Annotated in this window: 8 protein-coding genes, 2 tRNA genes and 3 rRNA genes; 12 read left to right on the forward strand and 1 reads right to left on the reverse strand. The window is 45.0% G+C overall.

Features of this window, described 5'->3' with window-relative positions; all coding sequences use genetic code 11:
- The first annotated feature begins 86 nt into the window (after nt 1–86).
- From H8744_RS12950 to H8744_RS12960, 3 genes are all read left to right on the forward strand, one after another.
- Nucleotides 87–1,268, forward strand: coding sequence for a clostripain-related cysteine peptidase (locus tag H8744_RS12950; protein ID WP_262435234.1), 1,182 nt, complete (start codon nt 87–89; stop codon nt 1,266–1,268).
- 9 nt (nt 1,269–1,277) lie between these two features.
- The gene (locus H8744_RS12955) at nt 1,278–2,453 is read left to right on the forward strand and encodes a DUF418 domain-containing protein (RefSeq protein WP_262435235.1); all 1,176 of its coding nucleotides are present in this window, start codon (nt 1,278–1,280) and stop codon (nt 2,451–2,453) included.
- A gap of 160 nt (nt 2,454–2,613) precedes the next feature.
- The gene (locus tag H8744_RS12960; RefSeq protein ID WP_262435236.1) at nt 2,614–3,135 is read left to right on the forward strand and encodes a methylated-DNA--[protein]-cysteine S-methyltransferase; all 522 of its coding nucleotides are present in this window, start codon (nt 2,614–2,616) and stop codon (nt 3,133–3,135) included.
- A 233-nt stretch (nt 3,136–3,368) separates the two neighbouring features.
- On the opposite strand, the gene H8744_RS12965 is transcribed toward H8744_RS12960, so the two are convergent.
- Nucleotides 3,369–3,548, reverse strand: a complete 180-nt coding sequence (locus H8744_RS12965; protein WP_262435237.1) for a hypothetical protein — start codon at nt 3,546–3,548, stop codon at nt 3,369–3,371.
- Between the two features lie 539 nt (nt 3,549–4,087).
- Between H8744_RS12965 and H8744_RS12970 the strand changes: the two genes are divergently transcribed.
- From H8744_RS12970 to H8744_RS13010, 9 genes are all read left to right on the forward strand, one after another.
- Nucleotides 4,088–5,610, forward strand: a 16S ribosomal RNA gene (locus tag H8744_RS12970).
- 152 nt (nt 5,611–5,762) lie between these two features.
- A tRNA-Ile gene (locus tag H8744_RS12975) sits at nt 5,763–5,836 on the forward strand.
- Nucleotides 5,837–5,913: 77 nt separating this feature from the next.
- Nucleotides 5,914–5,987, forward strand: a tRNA-Ala gene (locus H8744_RS12980).
- Between the two features lie 127 nt (nt 5,988–6,114).
- Nucleotides 6,115–8,999, forward strand: a 23S ribosomal RNA gene (locus tag H8744_RS12985).
- Between the two features lie 67 nt (nt 9,000–9,066).
- A 5S ribosomal RNA gene (gene rrf / locus H8744_RS12990) occupies nt 9,067–9,177 on the forward strand.
- The 16S, 23S and 5S rRNA genes sit together here with 2 tRNA genes alongside, the layout of an rRNA operon.
- 299 nt (nt 9,178–9,476) lie before the next feature.
- Complete coding sequence (locus H8744_RS12995; protein WP_262435238.1) at nt 9,477–10,067, forward strand: hypothetical protein; 591 nt, start codon at nt 9,477–9,479, stop codon at nt 10,065–10,067.
- Between the two features lie 11 nt (nt 10,068–10,078).
- On the forward strand, nt 10,079–10,918 hold the full coding sequence (locus H8744_RS13000) for a DUF2764 domain-containing protein (protein ID WP_262435239.1): 840 nt from the start codon (nt 10,079–10,081) through the stop codon (nt 10,916–10,918).
- Between the two features lie 17 nt (nt 10,919–10,935).
- Nucleotides 10,936–12,693, forward strand: coding sequence for a V-type ATP synthase subunit A (locus H8744_RS13005; RefSeq protein WP_262435240.1), 1,758 nt, complete (start codon nt 10,936–10,938; stop codon nt 12,691–12,693).
- Nucleotides 12,694–12,727: 34 nt separating this feature from the next.
- Nucleotides 12,728–14,056 (forward strand): V-type ATP synthase subunit B, encoded by a 1,329-nt coding sequence (locus H8744_RS13010; protein WP_262435241.1) that lies wholly within the window; start codon nt 12,728–12,730, stop codon nt 14,054–14,056.
- Nucleotides 14,057–14,064: the final 8 nt, after the last annotated feature.

A 14,064-nucleotide genomic window follows, 5' to 3' on the forward strand; every position in this document is an offset into this window, starting at 1 on the left:
ATATCGGATATTAATATATTAAGAGATACATTCGTTTGTGTCTCTTATTTTTTTATCTTTGCCACTCTCAAACTAAAGAACCGACAATGAAGAATTTGATTGCGTTTTCACTGTTTTTATGTGTAATTGTTATGTCTCTGACAGCTTGTCATGATGATGAGGAAGAGCAGAAAGTAGAGGCTACGAGAGCTGTGTTTATGTATCTTGTTGCCGATAATAGCATTAGCAAGGATATATATCCTAATATTGCAGCAGTTGAGGAAGGGCTGAAGCAAGTCGGTTCACCGGGTACATTTGTTATTTATTGGGACGGTGGGGATCATTACAAAAATGAATTTCCGCAACCTACATTGTTTAAATATGAAGTGGGTAGTGATGGTGAGGTAGGTAAAAGGGAAGTCGTTCAGATTTATGATGAACAGAATTCCGTTTCTCCGGAAGTGATGCTTAAGGTCTTCAAGGATATGAAAACATTATGTCCGGCAGAGACTTATGGATTGATTTTTGGTTCACACGCTTCAGGATGGCTGCCCGTTGACCGTAGCCGTACCCGTTCATTTGGTGATGATGATGGTAACGAAATTGATATTCCTGACTTGGCAAGTGTATTATCCGAAACTTCTATTCATTTCGATTTTATATTGATGGATGCTTGTCTGATGTCTCAAGTAGAAGTCGCTTATGAACTGAGGGATGTGGCAGATTATCTGATTCTTTCCCCTGCCGAAGTGATGAGTCAGGGCTTTCCTTATAAAGATATCGTGAAATATCTTCTGAATCCTACTGATAAAGAACAAAATCTGATTCGGGCGGCTCAGGGCTACATTGACTATTACCGGAAACAGACTTATCCATGGGCTACGATTGCCGTTGTCAAAACCGATGAGTTAGCTGCTTTGGCTGCTTTGACACATTCCATTATCGTTGAGTACCAAGAAAATTTGAAGAAATTTACTCCATTTATGCTAACCTCCTTTCAATATGAGTATGGATTCGGGAGGTCTGGGTTGGATCGTTCATCTTATGATTTTCGGGCTTTTATAAGAGAACTTACGGATGATAATATTCCTGCTTCTTTTGAAGAGCAGTTAGGAAAAACAGTAGTTTTTAAAGGATATGTAGATGGTTATCCATTGGTGAATATTGATGAAGAAATATATTCAGGTATTGGATGTTACATTCCTTATAGTTCATTTACAAAATGGAATGCCTATTTTAAGACTTTGCAGTGGTATTCTGCTTCAGGCTGGGCTAATACACAATTTTAGAAATAATTCATGGAACAATCTTCAAATAAAAATCCTCGAATTGAGGTGGTGGATGCCTTGAGGGGCTTTGCCGTAATGGCTATTTTGTTGGTGCATAACTTAGAGCATTTTATATTTCCGGTTTACCCAACAAGCCTTCCGAATTGGTTAAATGTACTCGATCAAGGGGTGTTTAGCATCGTTTTTGCCTTATTTGCAGGAAAGGCATATGCGATTTTTGCACTCCTTTTCGGATTTACATTTTATATTCAGAGCAATAATCAGAGAAGACAAGGGAAAGACTTTGGGTATCGTTTCTTATGGCGTTTGGTCTTGTTGGCAGGGTTTGCTACAGTGAATGCTGCTTTCTTCCCTGCCGGGGATGTGTTATTATTGTTTGTTGTGGTAGGGATTATTTTATTTTTCACTCGGAACTGGAGTGACAAGGCGATATTTTTAACCGCTGCCATCTTTCTGTTGCAGCCTGTAGAGTGGTATCATTATATTGCGAATTTGATAAATCCGTTGCATCAGCTTCCGGATCTTAAAGTAGGTGAGATGTATGCGGAAGTGGCGGATTATACAAAAGCCGGAAATTTTTGGGATTTTATTGTAGGTAATATTACTTTAGGTCAAAAAGCCAGTTTGCTTTGGGCGGTGAATGCCGGACGATTCTTTCAAACAGCCGGATTATTTCTTCTAGGTTTTTATATCGGTAGAAAACAGCTTTTTGTTGCATCTGAAAAGAACTTTTGTTTATGGATAAAGATTCTGATAATTTCTGCATTGACTTTTGCCCCTTTATATACTTTGAAAGAATTGGTTATGGAAGGTGACACAATCGTGCAACAGTCGGTGGGTACAGCATTTGATATGTGGCAGAAGTTAGCTTTTACTTTGGTTCTGGTTGCTTCGTTTGTCTTGCTTTACCAACGTAAAGCGTTTAGCAAGTCTGTCAGCGATTTGCGCTTTTATGGCAAAATGAGTCTTACCAACTATGTTTCTCAGTCAATTATAGGGGCTTTCATTTATTTTCCTTTCGGTTTATCCCTTGCTCCTTATTGCGGATATACAATTAGTTTATTAATTGGTATTCTTATATTTTTATTACAAGTAAAGTTCTGCAAATGGTGGTTGTCACGGCATAAACAAGGTCCATTGGAAGGCATTTGGCATAAATGGACTTGGTTGGGAACGAATAAATAAACACTCTTTTGATAGATTTGATTATTCGATGTATTCTTGTGAATTGTAAATAGTAGTTGCCGTTTTTTAGAGCTTGTTTGAATTTTGCTCAGCCTTTTTTAGAGATTTCTTTTTGAAGAGAATTTGAACAGGGGCTAATATAATATGGGGAGTTGAATATATGAAAGAGATTCAAATTCAATTTTATCAATCACTTTTCGGTGAGTTGATACTTGGTTCATTTGAGGGTAAGCTCTGCATGTGTGATTGGGTCGAAGAAAAACGCCGATACAAGATTGATAAAAGAATGCAGAATGAGCTGCATGCTAAATATGTGATAGGTAGTACGGAGGTCATTGCAATGGCAATTAGTCAATTGGATGAGTATTTTGCTCGTAAAAGAAAGGTTTTTGACATACCATTACTTTTTGTAGGAACTGATTTTCAAAAATCAGTATGGCAGGAATTGTTGGGAATCCCTTATGGTGCAACTTTATCTTATGGTAAATTATCGCAAAGATTGGGAAATCCGAATGCGGTTCGTGCAGTAGCTGCTGCTAACGGAGCAAATCCAATATCTATATTTGTTCCTTGTCATCGTGTTATTGGTAGTAACCGTAAACTGATCGGCTATGGAGGTGGTTTGGAAGTTAAAAAGGGGTTGTTGGCGTTGGAAGCGGAGTCTCAATTTTTAGTAGGCTAATGTTCTGTTTAAAGCTTCATGTCAGATTTTATATCTATTTAAATTGTTAAATATCAGGCGTATATATTACGTGGTATAAACTATGTATTTCTTGCATTTAAAATATGCATTTTAACAATGCCTTAAAATACATGTTTTGCAATAGAAAAGAACGTTTATTTGAATTCCCTTTTTAGTAGTAGTAATCCGTATTATCTGCATTTATTTTTCTTCCTCTTGTCGTTTTTGATACTTCATTTTCTTCCTTCCTCGCTCTTTTTCTTTTGTTTTTTCCTCATTTTCCCCCCTTTCTTCGTTTTTCTTTTTCCGCCTTCATATATAATAATGTACTGTTCATCTTCCCCCGTTTTTTTTCTTCCGGGCATTTTCATTTCGAGGTTCCTCATGTTCAGCTCTTTACGATATTTATTCAAAAAAGATTCAAAAAAAGTGCCCGAAAGTTTTGCTCGTGTCCCCAAAAGGGCTACTTTTGCATCCGCTTAGCAAGAGAAGCCTAGCCTGAGAGATTGACATTCTGAGAAGCGCGTTCCACCGGTCAGGGTGATGGAGGAGGCATGCGGCCCGAATTTTTTCGGCTCCCGTGTGGATGTCCTTTTTTCCTTCCCGTCCGGCCCGCAAGTCTGGGTCTTCCCTCCCGGGAAGAAAAAAACGAAAAAAAACCGCGGAAACGTTTGGCGGTTTGAAACGGATCCCTTACCTTTGCACCCGCTTTTGAAAGCAAGGCTTTTCCGAGCGACGAATAGTTCTTTGAAATATTGATAAACAATACAAGTAGTACATCCCGGCCCCCGCCCTTTTGGGCGGTGGGCCGGGTCCAAGATAAAGAACCGTCATTTCCGGCCCGGGCCGTTTTTTTTCGGCCCGGTTCCGGTGGTTTTCTTGATAAATCGCGGCATCCATGACAGAGCAAGAACGGCCCGGGGCTTATGCCCCGGGTCTCGACAATACTTTTACAATGAAGAGTTTGATCCTGGCTCAGGATGAACGCTAGCTACAGGCTTAACACATGCAAGTCGAGGGGCAGCATTTCCCAGCAATGGGAAGATGGCGACCGGCGCACGGGTGAGTAACACGTATCCAACCTGCCGGCGGCCCGGGGATAGCCTTTCGAAAGAAAGATTAATACCCGATGGCGCCCGGGGGCCGCATGGCCCCCGGGCTAAAGAATTTCGGCCGCCGATGGGGATGCGTTCCATTAGGTTGTTGGCGGGGTCACGGCCCACCAAGCCTTCGATGGATAGGGGTTCTGAGAGGAAGGTCCCCCACATTGGAACTGAGACACGGTCCAAACTCCTACGGGAGGCAGCAGTGAGGAATATTGGTCAATGGGCGGGAGCCTGAACCAGCCAAGTAGCGTGGAGGACGAAGGCTCTATGGGTCGTAAACTCCTTTTTTGCGGGAATAAAGTTCGCCACGTGTGGCGTTTTGCATGTACCGCACGAATAAGGATCGGCTAACTCCGTGCCAGCAGCCGCGGTAATACGGAGGATCCGAGCGTTATCCGGATTTATTGGGTTTAAAGGGAGCGTAGGTGGGCTCGTAAGTCAGTTGTGAAAGTTCGCGGCTCAACCGCGGAATTGCAGTTGATACTGCGGGCCTTGAGTGCAGCAGAGGTGGGCGGAATTCGTGGTGTAGCGGTGAAATGCTTAGATATCACGAGGAACTCCGATTGCGAAGGCAGCTCGCTGGACTGTTACTGACACTGATGCTCGAAAGTGTGGGTATCAAACAGGATTAGATACCCTGGTAGTCCACACAGTAAACGATGAATACTCGCTGTTTGCGATACACTGCAAGCGGCCAAGCGAAAGCGTTAAGTATTCCACCTGGGGAGTACGCCGGCAACGGTGAAACTCAAAGGAATTGACGGGGGCCCGCACAAGCGGAGGAACATGTGGTTTAATTCGATGATACGCGAGGAACCTTACCCGGGCTTGAATTGCAGACGAGCGTCCCGGAAACGGGACGGCCGCAAGGCGTCTGCGAAGGTGCTGCATGGTTGTCGTCAGCTCGTGCCGTGAGGTGTCGGCTTAAGTGCCATAACGAGCGCAACCCTCATCCCCAGTTACTAACGGGTCACGCCGAGGACTCTGGGGGGACTGCCGTCGTAAGATGCGAGGAAGGTGGGGATGACGTCAAATCAGCACGGCCCTTACGTCCGGGGCCACACACGTGTTACAATGGGGGGTACAGCAGGTCGCTACCCGGTGACGGGATGCCAATCTCCAAAGCCCCTCTCAGTTCGGATCGAAGTCTGCAACCCGACTTCGTGAAGCTGGATTCGCTAGTAATCGCGCATCAGCCACGGCGCGGTGAATACGTTCCCGGGCCTTGTACACACCGCCCGTCAAGCCATGGGAGCCGGGGGTACCTGAAGTGCGTAACCGCGAGGAGCGCCCTAGGGTAAAACTGGTGACTGGGGCTAAGTCGTAACAAGGTAGCCGTACCGGAAGGTGCGGCTGGAACACCTCCTTTCTGGAGCGGTGCCGCGTTTTATCTCTTTCCGGTTCTTTACCTGTCCTGCTTGTACTTGTTTATTTATAGATATGATCGACCGCCCGTGTTCTTTGCGGGCATAGATGAACAAGAGAAAACAGAAGCCGGGTCTACGCAGACCGGGTTGAACTAGTCCTATAGCTCAGTTGGTTAGAGCGCTACACTGATAATGTAGAGGTCGGCAGTTCAACTCTGCCTGGGACTACTTCCAGAAGGCCGACGCCCTTCCCCTCGGGTCCTCTCCGGCCCCGTCCGGAACCCCGCCCGGCCGTCTTCTGAGAAGGGGGATTAGCTCAGCTGGCTAGAGCATCTGCCTTGCACGCAGAGGGTCAACGGTTCGAATCCGTTATTCTCCACATTCCCTGAGGGGACACGATCTTTGACATGATGTACAAAAGTAAACGAAAAGCGAAAAGCTGAAAGTATTAGCCGTCCGGGGTGGCGCTGACGTGTGCGAACGCGTCCTCGCTCCCGCGGCGGCGGACAGAAGTAATAAAGGGCGCATGGCGGATGCCTTGGCTCTCGGAGGCGACGAAGGACGTGATAAGCTGCGATAAGCCGCGGGTAGGTGCAAATGACCCCTGATCCGCGGATTTCCGAATGGGACAACCCAGTATCCTGAAGGGATACTATCCATCCTGCGATGGAGGCTAACGCGGGGAACTGAAACATCTTAGTACCCGCAGGAAAAGAAAATAAACAATGATTCCCCTAGTAGTGGCGAGCGAACGGGGAAGAGCCCAAACCATGCATGTCACGGCATGCATGGGGTTGTAGGACCACGTTGTGGGACGAAAGTTGGCGAGTGGAACTCTCTGGAAAGTGAGATCATAGACGGTGATAATCCGGTACACGACCCCAACTGAACCCTAGTGGCATCCTGAGTAGCGCGGGACACGAGGAATCCTGCGTGAATCTGCCGGGACCATCCGGCAAGGCTAAATACTCCCGAGAGACCGATAGCGAACCAGTACTGTGAAGGAAAGGTGAAAAGCACTTCGAACAGAAGAGTGAAATAGTCCCTGAAACCATGCGCCTACAAGCGGTCGGAGCGGCCTTTGGCCGTGACGGCGTGCCTTTTGCATAATGAACCTACGAGTTACTTTTTCCGGCAAGGTTAAGCGTCTCGAGACGCGCAGCCGAAGCGAAAGCGAGTCTGAACAGGGCGTCAAGTCGGAAGGAGTAGACGCGAAACCAAGTGATCTACCCTTGGCCAGGTTGAAGGTTAGGTAACACTAACTGGAGGACCGAACCGATAAGCGTTGAAAAGCTTCCGGATGAGCTGAGGGTGGGGGTGAAAGGCTAATCAAACTTGGAGATAGCTCGTACTCCCCGAAATGCATTTAGGTGCAGCCTCGGGGGTTACTAATGTGAGGTAGAGCGACTGATAAGATGCGAGGGCTTCACCGCCTATCAAGTCTTGATAAACTCCGAATGCGCATTAGTTTTACCCCGGGAGTGAGGGCATGGGTGCTAAGGTCCGTGTCCTAAAGGAGAAGAATCCAGACCACCGGCTAAGGTCCCCAAATAAACGCTAAGTTGAACTAACGAAGTCAGATTGCTAAGACAGCTAGGATGTTGGCTTGGAAGCAGCCATTCATTTAAAGAGTGCGTAACAGCTCACTAGTCGAGGAGTTTGGCGTGGATAATAATCGGGCATCAAGCGTTTTACCGAAGCCGTGGGATACGCAAGTATCGGTAGGGGAGCATTCCACTCGGCGTCGAAGGCTTGGCGCGAGCCATGCTGGAGCGTGTGGAAAAGCAAATGTAGGTATAAGTAACGATAAAGGGGGTGGGAAACCCCCTCGCCGAAAGACTAAGGTTTCCTGATCAACGCTAATCGGATCAGGGTCAGTCGGGTCCTAAGGCTCAGCCGAAGGGTGAGGCCGATGGCAGAACAGGTTAATATTCCTGTACTACCTTGAAGAGTGACGTGGAGACGGAGGAGTGACAGCGCCGCCAGCTGACGGAATAGCTGGTTGAAGGGTGTAGATGCCGATGATCCCAGGCAAATCCGGGGTCTGAGTCGAACCTGATAGTATGGAGCGTCCTTACGGACAATCCAATAGTGCGCGTAAGCATACTCCCAAGAAAATCCGCTAAACTTAATCTTCGAGGTACCCGTACCGCAAACGGACACACGTAGTCGGGTTGAATATACTGAGGCGCTTGAGTGAATCACGGTTAAGGAACTAGGCAAATTGACCCTGTAACTTCGGGATAAAGGGTCCCCGCCGTCGAGGCGGGGCGCAGAGAATAGGTCCAGGCAACTGTTTAACAAAAACACAGGGCTGTGCAAAATCGAAAGATCACGTATACAGCCTGACACCTGCCCGGTGCTGGAAGGTTAAGAGGAGATGTCACCGCAAGGGAAGCATTGAATTGAAGCCCCAGTAAACGGCGGCCGTAACTATAACGGTCCTAAGGTAGCGAAATTCCTTGTCGGGTAAGTTCCGACCTGCACGAATGGTGTAATGATCTGGACGCTGTCTCAACCGTGAGCTCAGTGAAATTGTAGTATCGGTGAAGATGCCGATTACCCGCGATGGGACGAAAAGACCCCGTGAACCTTTACTATAGCTTAACATTGAATTTGGGTAATTGATGTGTAGGATAGGCCGGAGACATTGAAGCGGGTACGCCAGTATCCGCGGAGTCGCTGTTGAAATACGGCCCTTCGGTTATTTGAGTTCTAACTCGCGCTGCGAGGACACTGTTTGGCGGGTAGTTTGACTGGGGTGGTCGCCTCCAAAAGTGTAACGGAGGCTTCTAAAGGTGCCCTCAGGACGATTGGTAACCGTCCGCAGAGTGTAATGGCATAAGGGCGCTCGACTGGGAGACTCACAAGTCGATCAGGTAGGAAACTAGAGCATAGTGATCCGGTGTTTCCGCATGGAAGGGACATCGCTCAAAGGATAAAAGGTACTCCGGGGATAACAGGCTGATCCCTCCCAAGAGCTCATATCGACGGAGGGGTTTGGCACCTCGATGTCGGCTCGTCACATCCTGGGGCTGGAGAAGGTCCCAAGGGTTGGGCTGTTCGCCCATTAAAGTGGCACGCGAGCTGGGTTCAGAACGTCGTGAGACAGTTCGGTCTCTATCTATCGTGGGCGCATGAAATTTGCGTGGCTCTGACACTAGTACGAGAGGACCGTGTTGGACCGACCTCTGGTCTGCCAGTTGTGCCGCCAGGTGCATCGCTGGGTATCTAAGTCGGGACTGGATAAGTGCTGAAAGCATCTAAGTACGAAGCCAGCCACAAGATTAGATTTCTTAGGGTCGTCATAGACGATGACGTCGATAGGGGGCAGGTGTACAGGTAGCAATACCACAGCCGAGCCCTACTAATTGCCCGTCCACTTCCGTCCGCCCGGCGCTTTCCGCCCCGCCCTGCGGGTTCGCCCTTCGTTTGCTTTTCCGTCATGTCCGCCTCATTCAGGTGGCTACAGCGCCGGGGTTCCACCTCTTCCCATCCCGAACAGAGAAGTTAAGCCCGGCCACGCCGATGGTACTGCGTAACAGTGGGAGAGTAGGTAGCCGCCGTCTTGCCGCCCCCCCGCGCCCCTGAAGGGACGCGGGGGGGCTTTTCTTTTTGCCGCGGGCCGCCCGGCTTTCAATCAACGTAAAAAGCTAAGGGCTTCTGTGTGTTTTTCTATATTATTCCTGAATATCCCTTGAATTTGCGGAAAAATGATAGGAAAATAGGGCTAAAACACGATTTTTAAAAAACTTCTTCTTTTTCTTTTCCGCTTTTTTTCGTTATCAAATGTATTTTTGTACATTTGGGCGAAAATCTGATAAACACACTTAGATACATAATATAAATTTCTAAATAGTCCGTAAATATGGAAAACAAAATTCAAGAGTTGACCGATAAGATTTATCGTGAAGGCGTGGAAAAAGGTAATGAAGAAGCCAAGCGTCTTATCGTAAATGCTCAGGAAGAAGCGAAGAAGATTATTGAGGAAGCTCATAAACAAGCGGAATCAATTATTGCCTCCTCTCACAAATCTGCCGACGAACTGGCAGAAAATACCAAATCAGAATTAAAGTTGTTTGCTGGTCAAGCTGTAAATGCATTAAAATCGGAGATTGCAACAATCATTACCGATAAGATTGTGACTGCCCAAGTGAAAGATTTTGCGCAGAATAAAGATTTTCTAAATGCATTCATTGTTGCACTTGCTTCAAAATGGAGTGTAAACGAGCCGATTATTATTTCTACAGCCGATGCTGAATCGTTGAAAAAATATTTCGCTGCAAATGCCAAAGCTCTTCTTGATAAAGGTGTGAAAATCGAACAAGTAAATGGTATTAAAACACTGTTCTCTGTCTCTCCGGCGGATGGTTCTTATAAGGTGAACTTCGGAGAAGAGGAATTTATGAACTATTTTAAAGAGTTCTTGCGTCCTCAGTTGGTAGAAATGCTATTCTAAAGAGAACTGTTATGAATAAATATTATTACTTGGTAGCCGGTTTGCCTGAACTTACACTAGAAGATAGCAAACTGAATTATACAGTAGCCGATTTTAAGACGGAAATTTATCCCGGACTTTCTACTTCGGATCAGAAGTTGATGGATTTGTTCTATCTGAAATTCGATAATACAAATGTTCTTAAATTATTGAAAGATAAGGATGTTATTATTGATATGCGGGGGAATTTCTCTGCTGAAGAACTGAATGAATACATCGCTACCATCAAAGAAGGGGGTGAGGTAAGTGCTAAAGAATTCCCTTCTTATCTTTCTACTTTTATTTCCGATTATTTTAGTATGCCTGCTGAAAGTGCAGTATTGTTGGAAGATCATCTGGCAGCACTGTATTATGCATATGCTATGAAATGCGAAAATAAATTTGTAGCATCTTGGTTTGAATTTAATCAGACAGTCAATAATATCCTGGTTGCTTTCACAGCTCGTAAGTATAAATGGGATATCGCTCAGAATGTTGTGGGTGATACGGAGGTATGTGAGGCATTGCGTACTTCGGGAGCCCGTGATTTCGGATTATCGGGTGAGGTGGAATGTTTTGAACAATTACTTAAAATCAGTGAGATCACAGAGCTTATCGAACGTGAAAAGAAACTGGATTCACTGCGTTGGGATTGGATAGACGAAGCTACTTTTTTCGATTATTTTACGATTGAACGTATTTTCGCTTTCTTGTTACAACTGGAAATGATTGAACGGTGGATATCATTGGATAAAGAAAAGGGAAATCAATTGTTCCGAAGCATTATTGAATCGCTGAAGAATGAAGTACAGATTCCCGCAGAATTCAAGTAAATAAACTAAAAAATTATATGGCAACAAAAGGAACTGTTAGTGGCGTTATTGCCAACATGGTGACCCTCGTCGTTGACGGACCGGTAGCTCAGAATGAGATATGCTATATCTCGACAGGTGGTGACCGATTGATGGCGGAGGTTATTAAGGTAGTAGGTTCGCATGTGTATGTTCAGGTGTTTGAAAGTACCCGTGGACTGAAAGTAGGAGCTGAAGCCGAATTTACTGGACACATGCTTGAGGTGACATTAGGACCGGGCATGTTATCGAAGAATTATGATGGTCTTCAGAATGACCTCGATAAGATGGATGGCGTTTTCTTGAAAAGAGGACAATATACATATCCATTGGATAAAGAAAAAGTATGGCATTTTGTACCTTTGGTAAAAGAAGGTGATAAAGTACAAGCCTCTGCGTGGCTGGGTCAAGTAGATGAAAATTTCCAGCCTTTGAAAATTATGGCTCCTTTTACACAAAAGGGAACATGTACCGTAAAGTCTATAGTGCCTGAAGGAGATTATCGGATTGAGGATGTTATTGCTGTTCTGACGGATGAAGAGGGTAATGATGTACTGGTAAACATGATTCAGAAGTGGCCGGTTAAACGGGCTATGACAAATTATAAAGAAAAACCTCGTCCTTTCAAATTACTGGAAACTGGTGTACGGGTAATTGATACTGTTAATCCTATTGTTGAAGGTGGAACCGGTTTTATCCCTGGACCGTTCGGTACGGGTAAGACCGTACTTCAGCATGCTATCTCTAAACAGGCTGAAGCTGACATTGTAATTATCGCTGCTTGCGGTGAACGTGCGAATGAGGTTGTGGAAATCTTTACTGAATTCCCTGAGTTGGTAGACCCACATACTGGGCGTAAATTGATGGAACGTACAATCATTATTGCAAATACATCTAATATGCCTGTAGCTGCCCGTGAAGCATCTGTATATACTGCAATGTCATTGGCTGAGTATTATCGTTCAATGGGATTGAAAGTCTTGTTGATGGCTGACTCTACTTCTCGCTGGGCACAGGCTTTGCGTGAGATGTCCAATCGTATGGAAGAGTTGCCTGGACCTGATGCATTCCCTATGGATTTGTCATCTATCATCTCCAATTTTTACGGTCGTGCAGGGTATGTAAAACTGGACAACGGAGAAACCGGGTCTATCACATTTATAGGTACGGTATCACCGGCAGGTGGTAATTTGAAGGAACCTGTGACGGAAAACACGAAAAAGGTGGCACGTTGCTTCTATGCTTTGGAACAAGATCGTGCTGATAAGAAACGTTATCCGGCAGTGAATCCGATTGACTCCTATTCCAAATATATTGAATATCCTGAGTTTGAAGCTTATATTTCCGAGCATATCAATGATGAATGGATTGGTAAAGTAAACGAAATAAAGACGCGTTTGCAGCGTGGTAAGGAAATTGCCGAGCAGATTAATATTCTAGGTGACGATGGTGTACCAGTGGAATATCACGTGACTTTCTGGAAATCGGAATTGATCGACTTTGTTATCCTGCAACAAGATGCATTTGATGAAATTGATGCTGTGACTCCAATGGAGCGTCAAGAAGACATTCTGAATATGGTAATCGATATTTGTCATACAGAGTTTGAATTTGATAACTTCAACGAAGTAATGGATTACTTTAAAAAGATGATCAATGTCTGCAAACAGATGAACTACTCGAAATTTAAATCAGAGCAGTATGAAGGTTTCCAGAAGCAGTTGAAAGAGCTGATTGCCGAGAGAAGTGTCAAATAATGATTAGTAAATAGTAATTTGTAATTAAATAGAGATGGCAACAAAAGCATTTCAAAAAATATATACCAAAATAACTCAGATAACTAAAGCTACCTGTTCGCTGAAAGCAACAGGAGTGGGTTATGATGAGTTGGCCACTGTAAATGGCAAACTGGCTCAGGTGGTAAAAATTGCCGGTGACGATGTGACGTTGCAGGTATTTGAGGGTACGGAAGGTATTCCTACCAATGCCGAAGTCGTATTTTTAGGTAAATCTCCTACGCTGAAAGTTAGCGAGCAACTTGCAGGTCGCTTCTTCAATGCCTTTGGAGATCCGATCGATGGGGGACCGGAAATTGAAGGACAGGAAGTTCCCATTGGTGGTCCGTCAGTAAATCCGGTTCGCCGTAAACAACCTTCGGAGTTGATTGCGACCGGAATTGCAGGTATTGACTTGAATAACACATTGGTATCAGGACAGAAAATTCCATTCTTTGCAGACCCGGATCAGCCGTTTAACCAGGTGATGGCAAATGTAGCTTTGCGTGCTGAAACAGATAAGATTATCTTGGGTGGTATGGGTATGACCAATGATGACTATTTGTATTTTAAAAACGTATTCTCGAATGCAGGCGCACTCGACCGTATCGTCAGCTTTATGAATACAACGGAAAATCCTCCGGTAGAACGTTTGCTGATTCCCGATATGGCTTTGACTGCTGCGGAATATTTTGCAGTAGAGCATAATGAAAAAGTATTGGTGTTGCTTACTGATATGACATCTTATGCCGATGCTTTGGCAATCGTGTCCAACCGTATGGATCAGATTCCTTCAAAGGATTCCATGCCAGGTTCTATTTACTCAGATTTGGCAAAGATATATGAGAAGGCTGTACAGTTCCCGTCAGGTGGTTCTATTACAATTATCGCTGTGACAACTTTATCAGGAGGTGATATTACACATGCTGTGCCGGATAATACCGGTTATATTACGGAAGGTCAGTTGTTCTTGCGTCGTGATAGTGATATTGGTAAGGTTATTGTTGACCCGTTCCGTTCACTTTCTCGTTTGAAACAGTTGGTAACTGGTAAGAAAACACGTAAAGACCATCCTCAGGTAATGAATGCGGCCGTACGTCTATACGCTGATGCTGCTAATGCTAAAACCAAGTTGGAAAATGGTTTTGATTTGACCAATTATGATGAACGTACTTTGGCTTTTGCCAAGGATTATTCTAATCAATTGCTTGCTATTGATGTTAACCTCGACACTACTGAAATGTTGGATGTAGCTTGGGGATTGTTCGGCAAGTATTTCCGTCCTGAAGAGGTCAATATCAAGAAAGAACTTGTTGATCAGTATTGGCCCGAGGAAGGCAAATAATTAGTAAT

This window comes from Jilunia laotingensis (genome assembly GCF_014385165.1).
GTDB classification, from domain to species: Bacteria; Bacteroidota; Bacteroidia; order Bacteroidales; family Bacteroidaceae; genus Bacteroides; species Bacteroides laotingensis.

Excerpts from the sequence above, each read along its gene's own strand:
- H8744_RS12955 (WP_262435235.1), top strand. The coding sequence starts at position 1,278 with ATGGAACAATCTTCAAATAAAAATCCTCGAATTGAGGTGGTGGATGCC.
- H8744_RS12950 (WP_262435234.1), top strand. The coding sequence starts at position 87 with ATGAAGAATTTGATTGCGTTTTCACTGTTTTTATGTGTAATTGTTATG.
- H8744_RS12995 (WP_262435238.1), top strand. The coding sequence starts at position 9,477 with ATGGAAAACAAAATTCAAGAGTTGACCGATAAGATTTATCGTGAAGGC.
- H8744_RS12960 (WP_262435236.1), top strand. The coding sequence starts at position 2,614 with ATGAAAGAGATTCAAATTCAATTTTATCAATCACTTTTCGGTGAGTTG.
- H8744_RS13005 (WP_262435240.1), top strand. The coding sequence starts at position 10,936 with ATGGCAACAAAAGGAACTGTTAGTGGCGTTATTGCCAACATGGTGACC.
- H8744_RS13000 (WP_262435239.1), top strand. The coding sequence starts at position 10,079 with ATGAATAAATATTATTACTTGGTAGCCGGTTTGCCTGAACTTACACTA.
- H8744_RS13010 (WP_262435241.1), top strand. The coding sequence starts at position 12,728 with ATGGCAACAAAAGCATTTCAAAAAATATATACCAAAATAACTCAGATA.